This is a genomic window from Candidatus Nitronauta litoralis (assembly GCA_015698285.1).
Lineage (GTDB): Bacteria > Nitrospinota > Nitrospinia > Nitrospinales > Nitrospinaceae > Nitronauta > Nitronauta litoralis.
In genome coordinates this window covers 404,133-427,063 of record CP048685.1, presented here as the reverse complement: position 1 = coordinate 427,063, position 22,931 = coordinate 404,133, and the positions used below count along the sequence as shown (strand labels likewise).

Here is a 22,931-nt window from a genome sequence, read left to right as displayed (position 1 = left end):
GCAATGATTTTTGCAATGGGTGTTGTGAAGTCTCACAGCAGGTAACCCAAGGTATTTTTCTCATCAACACCCTTGGAATCTGAAGTAATTGAAAAGGGAAGGGCCATTATCATAAACAGAATCATGGCCACTTCCGTATCATAAAAATGGGATTCAAAGATACAGGCAATCAAAAAAGCTGCAATGGCCCAGATACTTCCATGGATCAGCCATCTATCAGGGTGATCCTCGTTGAGGGCCTGCAACCTCAATATGGATAGCCAGAAAAACACAACCCAGATGCTTATCCATGTTAATAACCCAACGGAACCCAACTCCACTGCAATTTGCACGAAGTTATTGTGGAACCCTCCCGCCCAGGTTTGTAAAAACTTTTCATAGCCACGGTAATCATTGGCAACGAATGAGGAGCAATTGTATCCACATCCAATAACCGGATAATCCTTGAAAATTTCCCAGCCCCCTTGCCACATTTGGATCCGAAGTTTGAGGGTTTGTTGTGAGAAGTCGGTCATTGCCAATAACCGTTCCTGGATCGAATGAGGTAAAAGAACCAGGATAAGAATGAAGGTCAGAGGAGCTATCACCGCCAATAGAGGTTTTCTGAAAAACAGCATGCCTGAAATAGAAATGGTGAACCCCAGCCAGGCTTCCCGTGCAAGAGTAATAATGAGGCAGGACACCAGGATTGAAAAAAGTAGTCCTGATAACACCCGGCTTTTCCTGGAGGAGTAGATCAGGTTGGCAAAGGCCAGCAGGGAAAGCATCATCAAGATCACTCCCCACGAAATGGGATTGTCAAAAGTTCCCACCACGCGATGGGGCAGTTGAATGCCATGCAAAGAAGCCTCGTAAAAACTGTAGAGTGCTGCCAACACGCCCCACAAGGTAAACAGACGCACCAGATTTTCCCCGTTTGAGGAGAGCGGGTTTTCCTTTGTGTTGTTGAAAAAAAAGAGGCGATTTATGAATGAAGGGGCGGAGCCTATTGTCCGTAATGCATTTATAGCCCAGAAAAATATAAGGATTTCAAAAAGTTTTTTTAGAGTTTTTATACTGACTTGCCAATCGACTGAAAAAATGGTCGAGCAGATGGAAGCCCCTGCAAACAAGGCAATGGGCAGTAAAACCGGGATTTGAATGCGTTCCCAAAAACGGGTGATTCTCAATTGCATCAACCAGGTCAGGAATCCTGCGAGTGCACTGATTTGAGCCAGGGAAATTGATACAAAACAACCGACGGAAAATAGAATCAGGCATCCCCACTGCATGCGGTCAAGGATTTCAGGAAAAGCTTTTTGGTCGGGGGCTATTTCTGATTTTTTGTTGGGAACCATAAGGTGCTAAGGCAAGCCTGCAGGTCTGACTGGAGGATATAAATGAGAAATCACATATGGTTTTTCGATGATGCTCTAAACTCCGCCTCTGCAACGTGACAGTTCCAGGCAAAGGGCACCGCTATTGTACAATTTAATCCTTCTGTTTAGTAAATTTTCGGCTGAAGGTTTGCTGGGAAGAGGAGCACAGAGGGGTTATTCCCCGTTTGATTTTGTGCTAGAATTTTTACCGTATTGCGGCCTCATCCGCTAACCAGACCTGCCTCATACATTCCTTGGTAAATAGAAAAACCCTGAGCAAAATTTTCAATGATCCAGGGTGTCTTATTACTCTTTCCCCATAAACCAGACCGGCGCGTTGTTTGCCCGAGAAAGAAAAAACTGAATGCCCAGCTATTCGATGAAAAGGCTGTTGACGGCAGGTCTGCTGGTTTCCGGAGGCCTTTTTCTTGGTCGGATAACAGGGTTTGTCCGTGAGGTCACCATAGCTTCTGCATTTGGGACAACGGAGGATGCTGATATTGTCATCTTCACTCTCACGTTGCCTGACTTCATGATCAATATTCTCATGGGGGGTGCTTTAGCAGCAGCTTTAATTCCCGAATTAAAAAAACTGGATCCTCCAGGTGCACACCAGCTTTTTTTACAATCAAGTGTGGTTGCTGGATTGGGATTCTCGGTTCTCGTCGGAATTCTAATGATCTTTCCCGATTTTCTGGTCCTGCTCTTTGCCCCGGGGTTTACCGAGAAGGCGGTAGAGGTCTCCAGCCAGTTGATTCGTTACTCCCTTTGGGTTGTTCCTCTTACAGCCTTGTCGGGGGTTACAACGGCCTACCTGCAAGCGGAGAACCGTTTTGGCATTGCCGCGCTTGGCACTCTGATTTTTAACACCACCCTGGTGATCGCATTTTTACTGTTTATCAACGATACAAGCGAAATATATTTTCTCGGATGGGCCGTTATTCTGGCTGGTTTGATCAGGTGGATTTCCCAGTGGATTGCTTCCATGCAAATCAAACCACAGGGTTCTGCTCCAGCGGGGTGGCGTATCGACAAACCCTTGCTGGTTCGATACCTTCAAGCTTTGGGATCCGGGAGTTTGCTTCTGGTGATGCCGATCATTGCAAGGACTCTGGCTTCGATGGAAGGTTCTGGATCATTTGCCACCATCAATTATCTCACCAAGCTGGTCGAATTACCGATGGGAATTTGTCTGGGAGTTTTTGCTGTTGTTCTGTTTCCCACTTTGTCCGGCCTTTTCAGTGAAGGGGAAAATGAAAAAGGTCTGGAGATTGCCAGAATTGGGGTGATGTCTCTATTCATTGCCTCTTACTCCATAGTGCTGGTTTCCATCTGGTTTAGTGAAGACCTTACCCGCATTGTGTATGAATGGGGTAAAATGGGCGACGGGTCGCTGGTTCAAATCGCCGGTTTATTGCAAATTGGTATTCTGGCCCTTCCTGCCCAGGGGCTTTCAGCATTGATGACTTCCGTTTCAAACGCGAAAAAAGACACGAAGCTTCCTTTGGTCAGCAGCCTGATTGGGGTGGTGCTGTTCGTTCCCCTCGCCTTGTTGATGTCCCGGGTGGCCAATCTGGAAGGCATTGTGTGGGCTCTGGTAATTGTTTATTGGCTGGTTCTTGGTATACAGGTTTTTCTTCTCCATAAACACCACGGTTTTAATTTTGTACCTATGGAATCAATAAAGGACTTCCTGAAAGTAACTATTCTGGGAATGTTGCTGTTTATTCCATTTGCGTGGTTCTCAAGTGTCTTCGAGGGAAGCCAAACGGTCAGTTTTATTCTGGCGGTTCTGGCTTCACTGGTTATTTCAGGGGGCGCTTTGTTTTCGATCCAACATTACCGGGTGTATTTTCTTCAACAATTGAGGAATCGATTGAATGCTTGATTTAATGCTGATAACGAATAAACCAAAATTTGCCAAGATCGCGGCGGATGCCGGGGTGGATCGGATATTTGTTGACCTGGAGATTTTGGGCAAGCAGGACCGGCAAGGTCATCTCGATACGGTGATCAGTGCCCATAACATGGGAGACGTTCCCAAGGTAAGGGAGGCCATTCCTGATGCAGACATGCTGGTTCGATTAAACCCATTGCATGAAGGAACCTCAGAGGAAATTGAAACAGTATTGAAATACCAGCCGGATTTTTTAATGCTTCCGATGTTTCGAACCCCGGAGGAACTCAGCAAATTTTGTGAAATGGTAGACGGCCGGGTTCGGGTTATTCCCCTGGTGGAAACGCCTGAGGCGGCGGAAAGCCTCGACCAGTTGACAACGATAAAAGGGGTCCATGAAATTTATATTGGGCTGAACGATCTACACCTGGGATTAAAGCTGAATTTCATCTTTGAGCCCCTGATCAATGGAATGGTGGATCGAATGTCGGCCACCATAAAAAATGCCAGATTGCCTTTCGGGTTTGGTGGAATCGCCCGAATTGGAGAGGGCCAATTGCCCGGAGAACTGGTGTTGGGCGAGCATTTGCGTCTTGAATCTAACTCAGTTATCCTGTCCCGGACATTTCACCGGGGCATTCTTTCCGATGATCCCGCCCTGACAGGCAAGTTGAAATACGAAATTGACAAACTGAGGGAAGTGGAAGAATATCTTGGCGATAGAACTCCGGATCAGGTTGAGCTCGACCGGAAAAAAGTGGCGCAGATTGTGTCACTGATCATTGCCTCCCGGTCCAACCCCTGAGGTCTATCGTGAAGCGCGTTTTTGATCTAGTGCTCAGCCTTCCCATGTTATTTTTTCTTTCTCCTGTTTTTCTTGCTATCTCCGTCGCCATTTTGTTGAGTTCTCCGGGGGGAGTGTTCTATTTTCAAACCAGAGTGGGGCGGTTTGGGAAGCCTTTTAAAATGTACAAATTTAGAAGCATGGTGCCGGAGGCGGATAAAATTGGGTCCTATCAGACCGCGGTTGGGGACCCCCGGATAACCCGGGTAGGCAGGATTTTAAGGAAAACGAGTCTGGATGAGCTTCCACAGATTTTAAATGTCATCTTGGGAGACATGAGCCTGGTTGGGCCCCGCCCTGATGTGCCAAATCAAAAGGAAAGTTATTCTGAAGAGGATTGGGTGAAACGCCATAGCGTTAAACCTGGAATTACCGGGCTTGCCCAGGCGACACTGAGGTCGAATGTGACCTGGGAACAACGTAAACAGTTAGATTTTGAATACATAGACAATATGGGACTTTGGATGGATATTAAAATACTTTTTCTTACTGTAAATCAAATTGTCACCAAAGGGAGCCACTAACTATTTATGTGTGGAATTTTTGGTTATTTTGACCGTGACAGGGAATCTCTGAGAGCCGAACAATTAAAGGCCATGGGCGACATCCTTTTTCACCGTGGGCCAGATGATTCCGGTGTCTTTTCTGATGATGGGATTGGTCTGGGTAATCGACGGCTTTCAATTATCGACCTGGATCAGGGCCATCAACCGTTTATCTCGGATGATGGTCAGATTGCGGTGGTTCAAAATGGAGAGATTTACAACTACCAGGAACTGGCTCTCGAATTAAAAAAAGACGGGTTTCCTTGCCGGACCCATTCAGATACAGAAGTGCTCCTGCGTCTTTACGAAAGGGATGGAATCAATTTCATCTCAAAATTGAATGGAATGTTTTCTATTGCCATCTATGATAGGCGCGAAGATGTTCTGCATATTGTCAGGGATCGAATTGGAGTCAAACCTCTTTATTTTTATGATGATGGTAAACGCCTGTATTTTGCTTCTGAAATTAAAGCCATCCTGAAGATGGGGGTTCCTCGGGAAATGGATCTGGAAGCACTCGATTATTTCCTGACCTTTAATTATGTTCCCCCTCCTCTCACCATGTTTAAAAACATCCGGCACCTGCCCCCCGGGCACCGCTTTGTAATTCACAGAAAGCAGGTCGAAATCGAGTGTTGGTGGGATTTGGCTCAGAATCAAATTGAAAAGGACCGGCGGGAAGAAGACTGGATCGAAGAATTCAATGCCATTTTAGATGATGCCGTCCGGCTTAGATTAAGGTCGGATGCCCCATTTGGTGCGTTTTTGTCCGGGGGGGTCGACTCCAGTTCCGTCGTCGGGTTGATGGCGCGACACATGACCCGGCCTGTCAAAACCTTCAGCATTGGGTTTAACGACGAACGCTATGACGAAACCCCTTTTGCCGAACAAGCCGCAAAACGGTTTCAAACCCAGCATGTGAATGAGAAGGTTGATTTCAATATGCTGGATTTGTGGCCGCTGGCAACATTTCATTGTGATCAGCCCCATGGAGATATATCTTTTTTACCAACCTACCGTGTTTCCCAACTGGCCAGATCGCAGGTCAAAATGGTGTTGACTGGCGATGGAGGCGATGAGCTGTTTGCGGGTTATGATAAATACAGGGATTTTTTCAAACAACAGCAGATTGAGACGATTGAAGCAGGGGAATTTCAAAAAGCTTATTTTGAAAATATCAGTCTGTTTGACCCCGGGATAAAAAAGAGATTGTTTCACAAACATCTGGTCCGTCAGCTTGATGGTGTCGATGCATTTCAAGTGGTGCAACCGTTGTATAAAAAAGCATCTCATATGGATCGGATCAATCAGGCACTCTATATTGACATGATGCTCTTATTGCCGGGAAATAACCTGGTAAAACCGGATCGGATGGGGATGGCTGTTTCTTTGGAGGCACGCACTCCGTTCCTGGATTATCGAATGATGGACTTTGCTTTCCGAATGCCCGGTCATTTCAAAATTAAAGACAACGAGACCAAATATCTTTTTAAAAAAGCCGTGGCACCGCTCATTGGGGAAGATCTGGCGTATCGGAAAAAGCAGATGTTTACGGTTCCGGTGGGTGAATGGTTTAAAGGAGAACTGTTTCAGCTTACCCGGGACATTCTACTGTCAGACCAGGCTATGGAAAGGAAGTTGTTCAATAGGGAAGAAATCGATCAAATGCTTGATGACCACCGTGATGGCAAGCATAATTTTACCAGGGAGATTCGGGCATTGATGGCACTTGAAATCTGGCAACAAACCTTTCTCGACTCTGAGGCTCTCGTGCCAAAAGAGATTGAAGGTTTGAACGTTCTATAGTAGAAATGGGATTGGATGAGGGATATGGCGACATCAAACTGCCTATAGAGCAGGTTTCCGGAAAGAGAATTAATTCGTTGATTTTCAAAAATAGACACCATCGGGTTGAGTAGGAAAGTTAAAACGATCTCCATATAATAATAGCCACATGATTTTTTTCCTGATCCTGAATAAACGAAATGGGAGTATCTGAATAAGATGCAGCATAAATTAAGACCGATAAAGTTAATGGAAGAATATAATAAGCTTCGAGCACAAGATTTGACGGAATTCCTTTCACGTTTTCATATGAGTGAAGGACATTTAAACAGAAACTGCCCTGTTTGCTCCTCCGGGCAGGCTTCCAAGGCTTTTGATAAAGAAGGATTTGATTTCGTCACCTGTGATTCCTGCGATTGTTTATATGTAAACCCGGTTCCAACGGACGAGTTGTTGACAATGTATTATGATGGTTTCAGTTCCATGGAATTTTTTCATGAAAAGATATTGAAGCCAACTGAAGAGGAAAGGAAAAAAATTTTTTACCGCCGGGCACAGGATATGAAGCCCTTTGTAAAACCGGGCGATAAAATCCTCGAAATCGGATCTTCGATAGGTTTTTTTATTGAAGCCGCCTTGAAGGAAGGGTGGGATGTTTCGGGTGTAGAAATAAATTCAAATTTAGTTGAATACACTCAAAAAAAATATAATGTAAAGATTTATCAGGGGATGTTTGAGCATGTCAACTTTGACCATTGCTATGATATGGTTGTCATGTGGGAGGTCCTGGAGCACATTGTCGAGCCCTGTTCCTTATTGAAAAAAATTGCGCAAGCCCTGCCAAAGGGTGGTCGATTTGTAGGAACCTTACCGAATATTGAGGGAATTGAGTTCAAGGTCTGTGGAAAAGAGCACGAAATGATAGAGGCTCCGGGGCACTTAAACTACTTTTCCATAAAAACTCTTGAGAAGCTATTTGACCGGGCTGGCTTCAAGCTCACTTATTTTTCGACGCCGGGAATTCTGGACTTTATAAACATAATGAATGATATCCATAAAGGCGAACGGGATAGCATTGGTGACTCGTTTCTAACCCAGTTGCAGAATTCGATCCCTAATGAGGACTGGGATGAGGTGGATGCTGTATTTACCAAGGTGATCCAGAAAAATAAACTTTCTGGAAATATTTTCATTGTTGCTGAAAAGCTCTGATGAATCTGGGAGAAGACATGGCAAAGGTGATTTTAGAAGAAGACTTTCTAGCGGAAGATTTTGATTCGCTGACATTCTATGACTTGTTGCCAACCGATGATGTGAAAATTTCCCATCAGGGGGGCAAAGAGCCCGTCGGTAAGCTGGCAACAAATCTTATGCAGACCAACCTTGAGGATCTGCAAATTAAGGATCTTGATGATCTTGCCATTGGTTTGATTAACGGCTGCACTTCCTTCAATGATTTTTCTGATTGGCCCGCCCTGGCAGACAAAATGGCCATACAGTATTCAGAACTGTTGCTCAATGAAGAGGCACGAGAACTTCGTATGAAGTTGTCCCGGTTAAATTATTTTATCAGGGCATTATTGGATAAAAACATCGAGGTTCAGGCTGTCGATGAGTGGTTTATTGAAGCCAGAGGTCCCTGGGATTTCATCAGGCAGAACGGAAAATTAATGTGGATAGACTGCGAAGAAAGTAGTTTGAAAGTTGAAAGTGCCAGTGGCACTTCAAGCTACACATGCGGTCTGCCAACACAAATTGACAAGATTACGGGGACAGAAATCGGAATTGGATCACACTATTCGAATGGTGGATGGCTCTTGAATGGATCTGGATTGAAGGAAGTGATCCATTCCAAACCAATTGTCACATTTTTTGTTTGGGAGGGTGCCACCTGTTATCTGGATGTAGATGGATTGATTTTTGAAAAAGGGAAGGGCGTTGTGGGCAAGATTGATTTGCCATTTACAATGATCCACAAATGTCGCTTTTTTGATGACAGGTTGGTTTTCTTTGATTGGAGTCAGCCCAAAAAAGGATATATTTATAATCTGGATACAAAAAAAGGTGAATGTCTGGAATTAGAGGCTGTCATTGTCTGCAATGACATATGTTTTCATTCAGGTTTTTACTATCTGATTGATAAAGAACAGGGCCACGTATTCAAGTACGACCAGAGCTTTAAGTTGATAGCCAAGGAATCTGGTCTTGGGCGGGGAAAAGGCAAGTTATATGACCCAATTTCTATCAGGCCAGTGGATGGAGAGCTTCAGGTTTTGAACTGGTTTAGTGGAAAAGTCGTTAGTTTCAAGGGCTTTGTGAGCAATGACCGAATAGGGGAGACCCGGGTAGGAAGCCAATTGAATGAACACGCGAAATTACTTGCAGAAAAATATCTGGACGTTGTCTACAACGAAGAGGTAAAGCCTACCGGGAAATACCCTGATATTCTTGCCAGGTGGTTGTCGGAAACTCATTTGAAAAAAAAGGGTCGATTACTGGATATTGGATCAGGGAGAGGGGAACATTTAAAAGCTTTTTCCAAATTAGGGTATGAAGTAGCCGGTTTGGATATTTCCAAGCGCGCTGCCGAAATGTGCCCGGAGTATGATGTCAGGATTGCAAATATTGAGTTTGAGGAAATGCCTTACGAGAACGAATCTTTTGATTTTATTTTTAGTAAATCAGTTATTGAGCATACTTATCAGCCCGCAATGATGCTCGATAGAATGTTGTCTGCAATGAAGCCTGGAGCGAAAGCGGTTGTCATGACTCCAAGCTGGATTCACACATATAAAGTTTTCTATACCGAGTACACGCACGTCCGGCCTTTTACAAAACAATCACTTAATGATGCTATGAGGATGGCCGGTTATGAGGATGTAGAAGTGGATTATTTTTACCAGCTCCCGCTTGTTTGGCGACAAAAATGGCTGATGCCTTTTGTGAGGTTCCTGGGGATGATGCCATTGCCCTATCGCCCGATTCAAAGTGCTCCATGGCCGGACGGATTGAATAAAATAATCAGGTTTACTAAAGATGTTATGTTGATAGGTGTGGGAACGAAGAAAAACTAGCCCCTATAAAAGTAGAGCGACTGCTTCCGGATACTGGATTTGATTGGCATTAATTTTTCAGGTCATGACAGGAACAGGGGGTTGTTATTGATGATTTTGATTAGGAGTTTATAGAGGTCCTGGTCACTGTAGTTGAATCTAAACTCATACTATTTATAGATTTGTTCACGCCTCGATACTCTACCAGGCGAGTTTTGGAGAATCCCCAAAATCCTTCAATGTTATTCACATAGTGTGTCTCTTTACGAGTTCATCTTTTTCATGAATGACGCGAAGGTGTTTTCGATAGCCAACATCAGCTAGTCCATTGTAACCACGCCAAACGTCAGAATAGATCACGCATTCCAGGGAGGCACGACCCTTGGTGTGGGCGTAGTTCCCTCAGGTTTATACCAAGCGTTTTCTCTTTTTAGTTGAATTTAGGCGAGTTAGAGGCAGATTTGGTTCAGCTCTTTAATTTTAAGGAAAAAATGTAAAAGTAAATCTACCCCCTGGCCGTTAAGTAGTTAGGAAGGACACTGAATTTAGTTTTTCGAGGAAAAGATTGTGAAGTTATCTCAAACCGGCCAACATAAAAAGGAAAGTGGTTTCACTTTGGTTGAGCTGATTAGCGTGATTGTCATAATAGGGCTTTTGGCTGGTGCTGCCGCACCCCGTTTTCTAGACCTGAATGAAGACGCACATACTGCGAGCGCAAGTTCTGTTTACGGCGCATTTTCATCCGCCACTAAAATTTTTAATATGGGTTGGCGAACCAATGGAAGTCCGGCAGCCCCAAGTGTGGTCGATGGGGTGGCCATGAATGCAAGTGGCTGGCCGGGACCACCCGGAGCCACCAATCACAGTGATTGTGTGAATATCTGGCAAGGTATTACTGATACTTCCCTTCCAATAGTCCCATGGACGGGTTCCTGGACTGTAGGTGATCGAAGCTGGGTCGCTTTTGGCAGTGGGGGAAATTGTATATATATTTTTTTGGAGGATGTGTCTCCACTTCGTTACTTCTTTTACACACCAGCTACAGGAAATATCATCCCTGTAAATATATAGATTGGTTTTTTAGTTCCCTAATCCATGTCGGGGTAGGTGGCGCGGACCCGGCGCTTGAGGCGTGATCTTGGCTTGGCCCGGCGGACGGTTTTTTCAGATATTCCTTTACTTCTTTTCCGGAAATAATCTTCAAACAGGTCAAAGCCATCCACCCACTGGAAGGTGATGGCGTAGACTTCAACAGTTTCATCCAGAACCCATTGCTGGCGAAGATCAAACCGCATTGAAACACTCTCTGCCAATTGCCAGATTTTGTAGACTCCGATTTCCTGAAATTCTTCCGCTCGATATAATGGATTGCCTTTGGCCAGAGCGATGCCCGGTTGCCCGAGGTCACCCCGACGCGAATTGAAGTTACCACCGTCAGCATTCCAGAAACGGCCAACCAGATTGACCCCCCACAAATTAACCCAGGCTCGGACTGCGACTCCCCGTTCGTCCAGTTTGATGACTCCCGCAGGTTCATCCTCCTGATAAAGGTAGTGGACACGGAATCCTGCCTCTTTGAAAAAAGAAAATCCTTCAATATCGGGAACCAGAGTGTACCCGCCACCAAAAGCAATGCTCAGGTTGTTGAAAACCCCGGGACCCCCATTTTGTTGGCCCCCTAAATGGGCCCACAATAATTGTCCATCGAGGCTGAACCCATTCCATCGCAGTTCAGTAACGTTGCCTACGGAAAATCTTTCACGAACACCGGTCGATTCGCGCCGCTCCCAGGCAATCCAGAGGTCCTGTTTCACGTGTTTGGTATCGCCCTTGAGCTGGAACCCCTGTTCAATAGGGTCGATAAAGCGCAGTGCTTCCCAGAATATACCGTCATGGAGAGGGTGATTCCGGTCAATCGTACCTGCAGTCACTTTCCATCCGGGGAAAGCTCTATAATGCAGGGCAATTACAGGGTCTACTTCATCAATCCGGTCATCATCGCCAAACGGGTGCTGTAAGAGGGCACCCCCTTGAACATAGAGCCGTTTGTTGAAATGGTATTCGAAAAAGGTCTTGAGGATATTGCCGATGAAGGTTTCCCCTTCGACGATCGAATCAATTCCGGTCCATTCCAGGTTGTAGGCAAAAGTCTGGTTATCGACTTTGAATTGTAAAGGAGACCGTGCCTCAGACTGCGGAGCCCAGCACAGGAGAAATGCAAAAAATAGCAGAAAAGCCGGGATAAAAAAGAGCGGTTTTGGTCCTGATGGGGATGGAAATGGACTTTGAAAGCGTTGCTCCCCAGGGTAATTTTGAGCAATAAAAAGTCTTGTAATTCTAATAATCGCCATAAAATCAATTATTTAAGTTGATGTTTTCTGCGGTTTGCTGATCTGGATAATCCCTGAAAAGTGGACCTTTCTATATAGGGAAGCTTCGGCAGAAAGGGTCTCAACCTTAACCCTTGATCCGAAAAAAAGAAACGTTTCAAATCCTGAACTCATTTAAAAATAAGAAGTTATGAGCACCAAGGTCAGGGCGGCCGGGGTTCTGGAACAAATGCGGCCCCCCCATCGGGTATCCCTCTCCAGCGCGGCGACTGATCGAATTCATTAAGATGATCAGTCTTTCTAAGTTATTGATTAACAAGATATTACTCGTAACTCGTTGATTTGTCAATTCTTATTTAGATGGATCTGTCAGTGGGGGTGGTAGGAGTGGTTTTAAGAGGGAGAGGATTTTCCGAAGTATCAACGATCTGTGGTTTGGATCCAGGAAACGGTGAAAAACAAAATAAGGGAAGGCGCATTGCACGCCTTCCCCTGGATGTTTTCATAAAAATAGTGCCAGGTATTTTAAAAATCTTCGAACAGGGACCCCGCTCTCCAGTCATTGTCGCCCGTTGCTGCACGGATGGATCCTCCACTGACACTGGATGAAGTGCCTGTAGCGAGGTTGTTACTGCCACCACTGATACTGGATCTTGCACCACTGGCCAGGTTGGAAGCGCCACCACTCACGCTGGAATTTTGTCCTGAAGCTGTACTTGCAACACCCCCGCTTACGGAGGAGCGGGTCCCGGAAGCCGTGTTACCAAACCCGCCGCTGACACTTGAACCATTACCGGATGCTTCGTTCTCACGACCACCACTCGCACTGGAATAGAAATTAGAGGCTGTGTTCAGGAGCCCCCCACTCACACTGGAAAAGTTTGCGGTCGCCTGGTTGCGATTGCCTCCGGTAACTGATGCGTAGTCTCCATCTGAAACATTGTCGAGTCCGGCAACCACAGCTCCAAAGCTTGAATAGTTGTGTCCCTTGCCTACGATCAGATTATGCGAACCGGTTTTGTTGTTTGCAGGAAGCCCGCCGCCAAGAAACGGGAAGATGGATTCGTTGTAACCGATGATGATGTTGCCTCGTCCGTTGACTCCACCGTCCGTTGCGCCGGAACCGGAGAGCACCTGCAAGTTCATGTTGGTGAAACGCAGCGTGGTGCCGACACGGGTCACGCCGTTGAAGCGGGTTTGTAATTCGCTGATATCAGACTCTGCATTGTTTATGTCATTATTCTGGGTGCCATTGACCGATTGAATCTGGTTGATATCGTTAAAAATTGTGTTGTGCGTATTGTTATTGAGGGTGTCCTGCAAGGAGTCTTTTGCCTGCAGGTTCGCGATATCGTTATCAAGTGATGTGTCTTTAGCCTGTAAGGCAGAAACATCTCCGTCGAGAGACGTGTCTTTATTTTGAAGATCGGCAATTTTTCCGTCGTGCGTGACATCCTGCGCCATCAATGCTGTGTCTTTTGCTTGCAATGCAGAGATGTCGTTGATGTTCGCAGTCACGTGGGAATTCAATGTGTTGATGCCGTTGGTGTTGCTGGTAGTTTGGGTTTGCAAAGCAGTCAAATCCGCCTGCAGGGTTGCGACATCGAGTTGTTGGGTGGCCAGAGCATTCAGAATGGCTGTGATATCCGGTTGTAATGCTGAGAACAAGCCGAACAATTGTGTTGAGAGTAACTCAACATTGGCCATGGATGTTTCAAGAGCTGTCAATCGTTCTTCAACAGTTTGTGCCTGTGCGGGCATGGAAACGGCGAGCATAAAAAGGAAGAAAATGCCGCCTGTGATTAATCTCTTCATTTTACTTTTCCCCTCTCAAAATGAATAGTCAGATACCCCGCAATAGAAGCAGGAAAATGGTTTGTTATTTACATTGCTGTAGGGGAAACTATGATAGTTGGTTGGTGTCGTCAATCAAAATAAGGGATTTTTATGTAAAGGAAAGTTCGAACCTGCTTTAACGTTACAAAATTCAATGGATTTAATATTAAAAAGCACACATTCTCCACTTTAGTATAGCGGGCAAAATAAAAAAACGGGGAAGACGCAACGCGTCTTCCCCGAGATTTAATATAGAACCGGTTTAATGCTTACTGAGTTTGAAACAACGCACCGGCTCTCCAGTCATAGAGGCCAGTGGAATTTCTTTGGAATCCGCCCCCTACAGTTGATCCTGAACCGGAAGCCGTATTTTCCCGGCCACCACTCACACTGCCGTTAACGCCAGAAGCTGTGTTTAACACACCGCCGTTTACACTGGACCGGTCACCTGAGGCAACGTTATTTACTCCACCGTTAACAGTGGCGCGAAACCCGGATGCGGTGTTACTGTCTCCACCATTCACTGTGGTGTGTGAGTCCGTCATCGCTCGATTGTCCAATCCCCCATTAATACTGGAGTTTTCACTAGAGGCTACATTACTTTCTCCACCCGTCACACTTGCTTGAAGACCGGATGCGGTATTGATTTCTCCACCACTAACACTGGAATGCGTTCCTGAAGCGATATTGCTTCTTCCGCCGCTGACGCTGGCCGTTGTTCCCAAAGCCCTGTTGCCATCGCCACCACTGACATTCGAGTTCCTTCCCGAGGCCAGGTTATTTCGGCCACCGCTGACACTGGAATAGAAATCGCCGGTATTGTTTAACTCTCCACCGGCAATGCTGGAACCATTGCCAGCTGAGTTATTCCGAAGTCCCCCACTGATGCCGGAAAAATTTCCAGTCGCCGTGTTGAGTTGACCCGCCATCGCCGAGGCGTATTGCCCGGAGGCGGTATTGTTCAGTCCACCGGTAACACTGGAGAATATATTGGAAGCGGTACCACCGCCCCCTGCACTAATATGAGAATGGTTTCCGGTAGCGTCGTTTAGTGAGCCTCCAGATACACTTGAGAAATTGCCTGTTGCCCGGTTGCGATCCCCGCCGGTGACTGAGGCATATTCTGCACCGGACACATTATTCAGTCCGGCCACCAACGCACCAAAGCTGGAGTAGTTTAAACCCTGGCCTACAATTAGATTATGTGAACCGGTTTTGTCGCTTGCGGGGAGTCCTCCACCAAGAAAAGGAAAGATATCCTCGTTGTAACCGATGATGACATTTCCACGTCCGTTAACGGCGCCGTCTGTTGTCCCCGAACCGGAGACCACTTGCAGATTCATGTCGGTGAACAATAAAGTATCTGCAGAACGGGAGACTCCTAAAAAGCGAGTTAGCAGGTCATCCACGTCGGTGGTCAACCCGGATATGGTTGTATCTTGTGCGGCATCGTTGGTTTGTAGAGCCGTGATATTAGTGTCCTGTGTTGCATCGTTTGTTTGAAGAGTACTTACATCCGTTTGCAAGGTCGATATATCGGTATCCTGGGTTGCTTGGCTGGCTTGCAGAGCGGTCATGTCAGCCTGCAATGTTGCCACATCCAGTTGCTGGGTAGCTAGTGCATTGAGAATCGCTGCTATGTCTGGTTGTAAGGCAGAGAATAACTGGAACAATTGTGTCGATAACAGTTCGACATTGGCCATCGATGTTTCAAGGGCTGTTAATCGCTCCTCGACCGTTTGTGCCTGTGCGGGTATTGATATGGCTAGCGCAAGAAACCATGCCAAACTCCCCAGTAGTATCTTTTTCATATTGTTTTCCTCTCAAAATTAAACGGCTATGGTTGAAGGAAATTCAACCATCTTCACCATTTGGACAAATCTCCCCCAGAGACGTTACGAGCGATTATGAAGAGAGATTAAATTATGTCAAGTGAGGAGTTTTTGGAGAGTGACCGCGGGAAATGAATGCGATTTAAGTCGGCTAAATACAAGGGATTTAATCGCTACCCTCGGCTTGCTCATGACCCGGAGGCATACGAAAAACAGGGAAGGCGCATTGCACGCCTTCCCCATGATTTAAAAAATCCCAACAGTTTCAAAGCCTACTGAGTTTCGAACAAACTACCGGCACGCCAATCATAGATTCCACCCTGAGCACGCTGAAAACCACCACCTATAGTTGACGCGGTGCCGGAAGCGGTGTTTTCTCTGCCTCCACTGACACTACTATTTGACCCTGTGGTAGCGTTTTGAATCCCACCACTAATAGTGGATCGGTCACCAGAAGCTATGTTGTTAAATCCTCCACTTACATGGGAGTAAAAAGCTGATGCTGTATTGCCTATTCCTCCACTTACACTGGAGTGAGATTCAATTGAAGCCGTGTTACCTGCCCCACCCTGGACACTGGAAAAATCACCGGAGGCTGTATTGTTTTCCCCTCCGGTAACACTTGAACTTAAACCAGATGCCAGGTTGCTATTCCCGCCACCAACACTGGCGTTAGTTCCTGAAGCAATATTGTCTTTCCCACCACTGACACTGGCTGTTAGTCCCCTTGCTTTGTTGCCATCGCCTCCACTAATATTCGAGTATCTTCCTGAAGCCAGGTTGTTTCGACCGCCACTGACGCTGGAATAAAAATCGCCGGTAGCATTTAACTCTCCCCCGGAAATACTGGATCCATTGCCGAGTGAGTTATTGCTAAGCCCGCCACTGATACCGGAAAAATCACCGGTTGCTGTGTTGAATTGTCCAGCAGTGGTTGAAGCGTATTGACCCGATGCCGTGTTATTGAGGCCGCCGGTTACGCTGGTGAAAACATTGGAAGCGATGCCACCACCGCCCCCACTTACATGGGAATGGTCCCCGGTAGCGTCGTTAAGTGAGCCTCCAGAAACACTTGAGAAATTGCCTGTGGCTTGATTACGATCCCCGCCGGTGACGGAGGCATACTCCGCTCCAGAAACGTTGTTCAGTCCGGCTACCAACGCACCAAAGCTTGAGTAGTTCAATCCTTTACCTACGATCAAATTATGCGAACCTGTTTTGTTTCTGGCCGGAAGGCCTCCACCGAGAAAAGGGAAGATGACTTCGTTATAACCAATGATGATATTTCCACGTCCGTTAACGGCACCGTCTGTTGTTCCCGAACCGGAGACCACTTGCAGGTTCATGTCGGTGAACAATAAAGTATCTGCAGAACGGGAGACTCCTGTAAAGCGGGATTGAAGATCGCTGACATCCGTGGTCAATCCGGAAATTGAAGTGTCCTGTGTTGCCTGGCTGGCTTGCAGGGCTGTCATTTCAGCCTGCAAGGTTGCCACATCCAGTTGTTGGGCAGCCAGTGCATTGAGGATGGCGGTGATGTCAGGCTGCAAGGCAGAGAACAATTGAAATAATTGGGTTGATAACAGTTCGACATTGGCCATGGATGTTTCCAGAGCCGTCAGTCGTTCTTCAACTGTTTGCGCCTGTACGGGCATTGAAGTAGTGAGTGCAAAAACCAGGGTTGCACCCACCCTGAATAGTTTTTTCATTTGAATTCTCCGCTATTAGTATTGAGTCTGCTTTGCCTGGGACATCTCTGAGTGTGGCTGAGATAAGCTACGTAAGGGAAAGCATGACAGTTGGAAGACCATGTCAATTCAATGGGATGTTTGAAATTAAAAAGAAAAGGAGTTTACTTTTATAAGGGCCGAAAAAAAAGCTTTAACTTTTCAGATACACATCGGGTGTGATGAATAGAGCTGTTGAAGGTTTGTAAAAGAAAGGGGAAGGCACAACCTGCCTTCCCCGGTGTTAAAAACTTTAGATGACGCAGTTGGCATCAATTGTTTGAAGCCTGACCTCCGGCGCGCCAGGAATTTGATCCTGCAGTGGACCGGTTGGCTCCGCCGCCGATAGTCGAATTCACACCAATGGCTTCATTGAAGAGTCCGCCATTGGTGGTGGCACGATCACCTGAAGCTTCATTGCTCCTGCCTCCATTGACACTGGATTCGAGACCAGTGGCATCATTGCTTAGACCACCATTGACACTTGAACTCACTCCCGAAGCTTCATTGTCATTGCCTCCGGTGACACTTGAATGCTGGCCGGATGCGATATTGGCATTTCCACCACTGACACTTGCTGTAGTGAATGAGGCGGTGTTGCCATCTCCTCCACTCACACTGGATCGTGTGCCGGATGCGGTATTGCCTTCGCCACCACTCACGCTGGAGTTTCTGCCATTGGCCAGGTTGTTTCTCCCACCACTGACGCTGGAATAAAAGTCACCGGTGGTATTGAGCTCGCCCCCGGAAATACTGGAGCCGTTGCCAGAGGCATCGTTTCTCAGACCGCCGCTGACAGAACTGAAAGGTCCTGGAGACACATTTAACTGACCTCCAAGGATGCCGGAATATTGACCGGTTGCCTCGTTGCGGAGTCCTCCGTTGACACTGCTGAAAATATTGGAAGCGGTATTTTCACTGCCACCGGTGATACTCGAATGGGTTCCGCTGGCTTCATTTAAGGAACCGCCTGAAACGCTGGCAAAGTCGTCTGTAGCCTGATTACGTTCTCCTCCTGTAACTGATGCATATTGAGCATCTGAAACATTATCAAGGCCTGCGACAATGGCACCAAAACTGGAATAGTTGGCGCCTTTACCGACGATCAGGTTGTGAGACCCGGTTTTGTTACTGGCAGGCAGGCCGCCACCAAGAAACGGAAAGATGTCTTCGTTGTAACCGACGATGATGTTTCCTTTTCCATTCACGGCACCATCGGTGTCTCCAGAACCGGAAACCACCTGCAAGTTCATGTCAGTGAGTAGCAGGGTAGAGCCGGAACGGGTCACTCCCGAGAAACGGGTCTGCAAATCACCCACATCCGTTTGCAGGTTGGTGATATCGGTTTCGATACTTGTAACGTCATTTTGCAATTTGATGATGTTAATATCCTGTGTCGCGTCATTACTCTGCAAAGAGGTAATGTTGGTGTCTTGAGTGGTGTCATTGGATTGAAGTGTGCCAACGTCTGTTTGCAATGTAGAGATATCAGCATTCTGTGTAGCCTGGCCTGCCTGCAAAGCGGATTGACCGGTCTGTAAAGTCACTATATTGGCAGTCTGGGTTGTGTCAGAAGTCTGCAGGTTAGCCACATTGGTTTGCAATGCAGCTAAACTTGTCTGAAGGTTGGTAACATCCAACTGTTGAGCTGCCAGCGCATTCAGGATGGCGGTGATGTCAGGTTGCAAGGCAGAGAACAATTGAAATAATTGGGTTGATAACAGTTCGACATTGGCCATGGATGTTTCCAGAGCTGTCAGTCGTTCTTCAACTGTTTGCGCCTGTACGGGCATTGAAATAGTGAGTGCAAAAACCAGGGCTGCACCCACCCTGAATAGTTTTTTCATTTGAATTCTCCGCTTTTAGAATTGAGTCTGCTTTGTCCAGGACATCGCTGATTGTGGCTGAGATAAGCTACGTAGGGGAAAGTATGACAGTTGGGAGACTATGTCAATTCAATGGGGTGTTTGAAATTTGAAAGAAATCAGGGGTAGTTTTATAAAGGCTGAAAACAAAGATTTAACTTTTCAGATTCACATCAGGTGTGACGTATTGAGGTGGTAAGAAAAAAAACGGGGAAGGCGCAACGCGCCTTCCCGGACGAAAGGATTGCCTTTTTCAACTGCTATTGTGTTTCAAATAAACTGCCAGCACGCCAATCGAACTCGCCCACAACACTTCGGCCAAACCCTCCTCCTACTGTTGACCTGAGACCTGCTGCCGCGTAATTTGAGCCGTCACTGACACTTGAATACTCAACGGATGCCAGGTTGTTTTCTATACCGATGATGCTGGAACGTGGTCCGCTGGCTTCATTCCTTTGACCTCCGGAAATGCTGCTGAAATTCCCTGTTGCCTGGTTTCGGTTTCCACCGGAAATGGAGGCGTACTCTGCATCCGACACATTGTCCAGACCGGCAACAATTGCGTCGAAACTGGAGTTGTTGGCTCCTTTGCCCACAATCAGGTTATGCGATCCGGTAATTTTACTGGCAGGAAGACTTCCGCCCAGGAAAGGAAAGATGTCTTCGTTATATCCGATGATGATATTTCCGCGCCCGTTTACGGTGCCATCGGTTGCACCAGAACCGGAAACCACCTAAAGGTTCATCTCTGCAAAACCAGATTGTCCTCGGTTCGCGTAATACCATTAAAGCGATTCTGTAAATCCGTGACGGATGTTTGTAATGTAGCTACCTGCCCCTGTTGTGTAGTGAGCGCATTCAGGAGAGCCGGGATATCACGCTGCAAAGCTGAAAACAGTTGGAACAATTGAGTCGATAACAGTTCAACATTGGCCATTTGGCCTTCAAGAGCTGTTAGTCGTTCTTCAACCGTTTAAGCTTGAGCGGGCTGAACTTATACAATAGAAAAATACAAACAGCGATTCCCAGTGCAATCCTTTCATGACAATCCTCCCTAATTAGACTTTGTTGCAAGGTGCACCGGAATCAGGGCCTGCCAATATTTTTCTCAGAGCTATCTAATGGAATTATGCAAGGGGTTATGTTCTGTCAAGAAATAGTTGTGTGAGATCGTAAAGCCTGGATAGTGGCCAAAAAAAATGAGGAAGACGTGAAGGACGTCTTCCCCGAGTTTATTGATTTTAAAACTTAATCCGGTTTAAAAATCTTCAAACAGGCTACCGGCTTGCCAGTCTGAAGGACCCGAAGCAGAACGGGATGCACCTCCACTGACAGTAGATTCGTCTCCCGAAGCTTCGTTGCCCATCCCGCCGCTCACGCTGGAGTTTTGTCCCGAAGTTTCATTGTCATATCCCCCGCTGATGCTGGAGTGTAATCCGGCGGCTTCGTTATCCATTCCCCCACTGACTGTTGAATAGAGTTCAGAAGCGGTGTTGGTAAGACCACCGGAAACGCTGGCATTTGCAGAAGTCGCATCATTGCTTTGACCGCCGGTGACGCTTGCGGATATACCCGATGCGTGATTAAAATTTCCCCCGGAAACACTGGCAAATTCAGCAGAGGCCCGGTTGCGATTGCCTCCGGTTACTGCTGAATAGTTTCCTGCTGAGACATTGTCTAGACCGGTGACAATGGAACCGAAACCGGAATAATTCAGGCCCTTACCGACAATGAGATTGTGGGAACCGGTCTTGTCGCTGGTCGGGAGTCCTCCACCAAGAAAAGGGAAGATGTCTTCATCGTAGCCGATAATGATATTGCCGGTTCCATTGGTTGTGCCATCGGTGGAACCAGAGCCCGAGACCACTTGCAGATTCATATTGGTTAATGTCAGCGTGTCGGCATTCCTGGTAACTCCGAAAAGGAGAGTTTCGAGATCGCTCACATCGCCTTCCGTATCAGCAATTTCAATGGCCTGTTGGGTATTCACATCCTGGATTTGTGCGTCAGCCGTTTGCAGGTTGGTGATATCGGTTTGAATCCCCGAGACTGAAGTCTGCAGGGCAGTCACATCTGCCTGTTGTGTGGCCAGGGCGTTGATGATGGTGACCAGATTCGGCTGAAGGCTGGAGACCAGTTGGAATAACTGGGTTGTCACCAGTTCAACATTGGCCATTTGTGATTCGAGAGCGGTCAAACGTTCTTCAACCGTTTGTGCCTGTACGGGAATGGAAATAGCAAGTGCGAAAATTAATGCAGCACTTCCCGGCAACAACCTTTTCATGGCAGACTCCTTCATTGATTTGGAATACAAAGACGGCAGATAGAATGTAAAAAGATAATTCGCTTTCCCCAGGCGATATTGTGAACCGTATGACAGTTGATTAAACTTGTCAATATAGGAAGGGAGTAGATTCCCGAGGGGAAATGAGGGATTGAGTTAAAGAATCAAAATTCAAGGAAATTTAAAAAAAGGGAAGGCGCATGACACGCCTTCCCGGTCTGGTGAAATGGGATGTGGAAAAATTAGAAATCAATTGGTCTGGAACAATCCGCCTGCTCGCCAGTCCTGGACCCCCAGAGCTTCACGACTAAACCCTCCGCTCACGCTTGAAGAATCGCCGGAAGCGGTATTGAGTTGTCCGCCGCTCACTGCAGAATAAATAGCCGACGCTTCATTGTTTTGTCCGCCACTGACAGTGGAATAAATTCCGGAAGCCGTGTTGTTGAATCCACCGCAAACCGTGGCATCGGTGTTGGAGGCGTCCCCACCAAAGCCCCCACTGACACTGGAACGAATTCCGGATGCCGTTGCGGATTCCCCACCACTGATGCTCGCGCTGAAGCCTGAAGCCAGGTTGCTTTGCCCGCCACTGACACTTGCCTGGGTCCCGGATGCTTCATTCAATTGACCTCCGCCAACGCTGGAATGAAAACCGGAGGCAATGTTACGTCGTCCACCGCTGACGCTGGCGTAGCTTGTCGTCACCTGATTATTTTGACCTGCCACGAATCCATATCTTGCTCCGAGAACGTTATCAAGGCCCAGGACGATTCCACCCCAGTCGGTATAGTTGTGTCCCCTGCCGACTACCAGGTTATGTGAGCCTGTTTTTTCACTTGCCGGAAGTCCTCCACCAAGAAAGGGGAAAATGTCTTCGTTGTACCCAATGATTATATTTCCGCGCCCATTCACTGCACCATTGGTAGAGCCAGATCCTGAAACCACCTGCAGGTTCATATCGGTGAAAAGCAGTGTGTCAGCCGTTCGCGTCACTCCGGTGAATCGCGTTTGCAATTCACTGACATCAGAAGTTAATGTTGCTTCACTTGCCTGTAAGGCGGAGACCTCTGTTTGCAGGGATGAGATGTTATTGTCCTGGGTGGTGTCGTTGCCTTGAAGTGCAATGATATCGTTTCCGTGATCCACCACCCGGGTTTGAAGGGATGCGATATCGCCATTTTGAGTGGTCTGGCTGGATTCCAATGCCGTTACCGCTGCCTGAAGAGCAGCGACTTCCCCCTGTTGTGTTGCCAGGGCATTGAGGATGGCAACGATATCCGGCTGTAGGGCCGAGAACAGATCGAACAGTTGAGTTGATAGCAGTTCGACATTGGCCATTTGAGTTTCCAACGCCGTGACTCTTTCTTCCAGGGTTTGTGCCTGTGCAGGCAAAGCAATGAACAATAAACAAAGAAAGGCTGCAGCCACCAGTAAGGACTTTTTCATGATGGACTCCTTTTATATTTAAAGAGAGTTTGTGTTTTATGGAGCTGAGAGGTCGTTAGAAGGAAATTTAATTTCTTTTTATAACTAGATGGATTATGTCTGGAAAGTGGAGATTGTCAAGACAGGGGA

General features: G+C 46.8%; 18 protein-coding genes. 8 read left to right on the top strand and 10 right to left on the bottom strand.

All coding sequences use genetic code 11. From position 1 onward, the window contains the following. Positions 1–32: 32 nt before the first annotated feature. Positions 33–1,337 carry an O-antigen ligase family protein gene (locus tag G3M70_01895; GenBank protein QPJ60705.1) on the bottom strand — a complete coding sequence of 435 codons (1,305 nt, stop codon included), beginning with the start codon at positions 1,335–1,337 and terminating at the stop codon, positions 33–35. Positions 1,338–1,722: 385 nt separating this feature from the next. Between G3M70_01895 and G3M70_01890 the strand changes: the two genes are divergently transcribed. The 7 genes from G3M70_01890 to G3M70_01860 all read left to right on the top strand — a co-directional run bounded on the left by G3M70_01890 (position 1,723) and on the right by G3M70_01860 (position 10,553). Next, positions 1,723–3,246, top strand: coding sequence for a hypothetical protein (locus tag G3M70_01890; protein ID QPJ60704.1), 1,524 nt, complete (start codon positions 1,723–1,725; stop codon positions 3,244–3,246). Next, positions 3,239–4,060, top strand: coding sequence for an aldolase (locus tag G3M70_01885; protein ID QPJ60703.1), 822 nt, complete (start codon positions 3,239–3,241; stop codon positions 4,058–4,060). Before G3M70_01890 ends, G3M70_01885 begins: the two co-directional genes overlap by 8 nt. 5 nt (positions 4,061–4,065) lie before the next feature. Then, positions 4,066–4,623 carry a sugar transferase gene (locus G3M70_01880; GenBank protein QPJ63676.1) on the top strand — a complete coding sequence of 186 codons (558 nt, stop codon included), beginning with the start codon at positions 4,066–4,068 and terminating at the stop codon, positions 4,621–4,623. Positions 4,624–4,629: 6 nt separating this feature from the next. Then, positions 4,630–6,450 carry an asparagine synthase (glutamine-hydrolyzing) gene (asnB, locus tag G3M70_01875; GenBank protein ID QPJ60702.1) on the top strand — a complete coding sequence of 607 codons (1,821 nt, stop codon included), beginning with the start codon at positions 4,630–4,632 and terminating at the stop codon, positions 6,448–6,450. 228 nt (positions 6,451–6,678) lie between these two features. Continuing rightward, positions 6,679–7,641, top strand: coding sequence for a class I SAM-dependent methyltransferase (locus G3M70_01870; protein QPJ60701.1), 963 nt, complete (start codon positions 6,679–6,681; stop codon positions 7,639–7,641). Between the two features lie 17 nt (positions 7,642–7,658). After that, positions 7,659–9,503: a class I SAM-dependent methyltransferase gene (locus G3M70_01865; GenBank protein QPJ60700.1), complete on the top strand. Its 1,845-nt coding sequence runs from the start codon at positions 7,659–7,661 to the stop codon at positions 9,501–9,503. A 546-nt stretch (positions 9,504–10,049) separates the two neighbouring features. Then, complete coding sequence (locus G3M70_01860) at positions 10,050–10,553, top strand: type II secretion system protein (protein ID QPJ60699.1); 504 nt, start codon at positions 10,050–10,052, stop codon at positions 10,551–10,553. Positions 10,554–10,570: 17 nt separating this feature from the next. Here G3M70_01860 and G3M70_01855 read toward each other — a convergent pair whose 3' ends face one another. The 3 genes from G3M70_01855 to G3M70_01845 form a co-directional block, all read right to left on the bottom strand. Beyond that, the gene (locus G3M70_01855) at positions 10,571–11,833 is read right to left on the bottom strand and encodes a hypothetical protein (protein ID QPJ60698.1); all 1,263 of its coding nucleotides are present in this window, start codon (positions 11,831–11,833) and stop codon (positions 10,571–10,573) included. A 504-nt stretch (positions 11,834–12,337) separates the two neighbouring features. Beyond that, a complete protein-coding gene (locus G3M70_01850) occupies positions 12,338–13,627 on the bottom strand; it encodes a hypothetical protein (protein ID QPJ60697.1) in 1,290 nt (429 codons plus the stop codon). A 290-nt stretch (positions 13,628–13,917) separates the two neighbouring features. Further along, positions 13,918–15,459 (bottom strand): hypothetical protein, encoded by a 1,542-nt coding sequence (locus G3M70_01845; GenBank protein QPJ60696.1) that lies wholly within the window; start codon positions 15,457–15,459, stop codon positions 13,918–13,920. Positions 15,460–15,615: 156 nt separating this feature from the next. Here G3M70_01845 and G3M70_01840 point away from each other — a divergent pair, with 156 nt between their 5' ends. Continuing rightward, positions 15,616–15,759 (top strand): hypothetical protein, encoded by a 144-nt coding sequence (locus G3M70_01840; GenBank protein QPJ60695.1) that lies wholly within the window; start codon positions 15,616–15,618, stop codon positions 15,757–15,759. On the opposite strand, the gene G3M70_01835 is transcribed toward G3M70_01840, so the two are convergent. The 6 genes from G3M70_01835 to G3M70_01810 all read right to left on the bottom strand — a co-directional run bounded on the left by G3M70_01835 (position 15,753) and on the right by G3M70_01810 (position 22,802). Next, entirely contained in the window at positions 15,753–17,189 is a 1,437-nt protein-coding gene (locus G3M70_01835) for a hypothetical protein (GenBank protein QPJ60694.1), read from the bottom strand. The two genes, G3M70_01840 and G3M70_01835, sit on opposite strands and share 7 nt — an antisense overlap. Before the next feature lie 290 nt (positions 17,190–17,479). Continuing rightward, the gene (locus tag G3M70_01830; GenBank protein QPJ60693.1) at positions 17,480–19,054 is read right to left on the bottom strand and encodes a hypothetical protein; all 1,575 of its coding nucleotides are present in this window, start codon (positions 19,052–19,054) and stop codon (positions 17,480–17,482) included. Between the two features lie 278 nt (positions 19,055–19,332). Then, a complete protein-coding gene (locus G3M70_01825; GenBank protein ID QPJ60692.1) occupies positions 19,333–19,806 on the bottom strand; it encodes a hypothetical protein in 474 nt (157 codons plus the stop codon). Positions 19,807–19,814: 8 nt separating this feature from the next. Beyond that, on the bottom strand, positions 19,815–20,009 hold the full coding sequence (locus G3M70_01820; protein QPJ60691.1) for a hypothetical protein: 195 nt from the start codon (positions 20,007–20,009) through the stop codon (positions 19,815–19,817). Positions 20,010–20,330: 321 nt separating this feature from the next. Continuing rightward, entirely contained in the window at positions 20,331–21,356 is a 1,026-nt protein-coding gene (locus G3M70_01815) for a hypothetical protein (GenBank protein ID QPJ60690.1), read from the bottom strand. Between the two features lie 249 nt (positions 21,357–21,605). Next, positions 21,606–22,802 (bottom strand): hypothetical protein, encoded by a 1,197-nt coding sequence (locus G3M70_01810; GenBank protein QPJ60689.1) that lies wholly within the window; start codon positions 22,800–22,802, stop codon positions 21,606–21,608. Positions 22,803–22,931 lie beyond the last annotated feature (129 nt).

What these genes read in the sequence shown, in the direction of transcription:
- G3M70_01890 (QPJ60704.1), top strand. Translation starts at nt 1,723, where the DNA reads ATGCCCAGCTATTCGATGAAAAGGCTGTTGACGGCAGGTCTGCTGGTT.
- G3M70_01810 (QPJ60689.1), bottom strand. Translation starts at nt 22,802, where the DNA reads ATGAAAAAGTCCTTACTGGTGGCTGCAGCCTTTCTTTGTTTATTGTTC.
- G3M70_01870 (QPJ60701.1), top strand. Translation starts at nt 6,679, where the DNA reads ATGGAAGAATATAATAAGCTTCGAGCACAAGATTTGACGGAATTCCTT.
- G3M70_01820 (QPJ60691.1), bottom strand. Translation starts at nt 20,009, where the DNA reads ATGGCCAATGTTGAACTGTTATCGACTCAATTGTTCCAACTGTTTTCA.
- G3M70_01840 (QPJ60695.1), top strand. Translation starts at nt 15,616, where the DNA reads ATGCGATTTAAGTCGGCTAAATACAAGGGATTTAATCGCTACCCTCGG.
- G3M70_01845 (QPJ60696.1), bottom strand. Translation starts at nt 15,459, where the DNA reads ATGAAAAAGATACTACTGGGGAGTTTGGCATGGTTTCTTGCGCTAGCC.
- G3M70_01830 (QPJ60693.1), bottom strand. Translation starts at nt 19,054, where the DNA reads ATGAAAAAACTATTCAGGGTGGGTGCAGCCCTGGTTTTTGCACTCACT.
- asnB (QPJ60702.1), top strand. Translation starts at nt 4,630, where the DNA reads ATGTGTGGAATTTTTGGTTATTTTGACCGTGACAGGGAATCTCTGAGA.
- G3M70_01885 (QPJ60703.1), top strand. Translation starts at nt 3,239, where the DNA reads ATGCTTGATTTAATGCTGATAACGAATAAACCAAAATTTGCCAAGATC.
- G3M70_01815 (QPJ60690.1), bottom strand. Translation starts at nt 21,356, where the DNA reads ATGAAAAGGTTGTTGCCGGGAAGTGCTGCATTAATTTTCGCACTTGCT.
- G3M70_01835 (QPJ60694.1), bottom strand. Translation starts at nt 17,189, where the DNA reads ATGAAAAAACTATTCAGGGTGGGTGCAACCCTGGTTTTTGCACTCACT.
- G3M70_01850 (QPJ60697.1), bottom strand. Translation starts at nt 13,627, where the DNA reads ATGAAGAGATTAATCACAGGCGGCATTTTCTTCCTTTTTATGCTCGCC.
- G3M70_01895 (QPJ60705.1), bottom strand. Translation starts at nt 1,337, where the DNA reads ATGGTTCCCAACAAAAAATCAGAAATAGCCCCCGACCAAAAAGCTTTT.
- G3M70_01855 (QPJ60698.1), bottom strand. Translation starts at nt 11,833, where the DNA reads ATGGCGATTATTAGAATTACAAGACTTTTTATTGCTCAAAATTACCCT.
- G3M70_01865 (QPJ60700.1), top strand. Translation starts at nt 7,659, where the DNA reads ATGGCAAAGGTGATTTTAGAAGAAGACTTTCTAGCGGAAGATTTTGAT.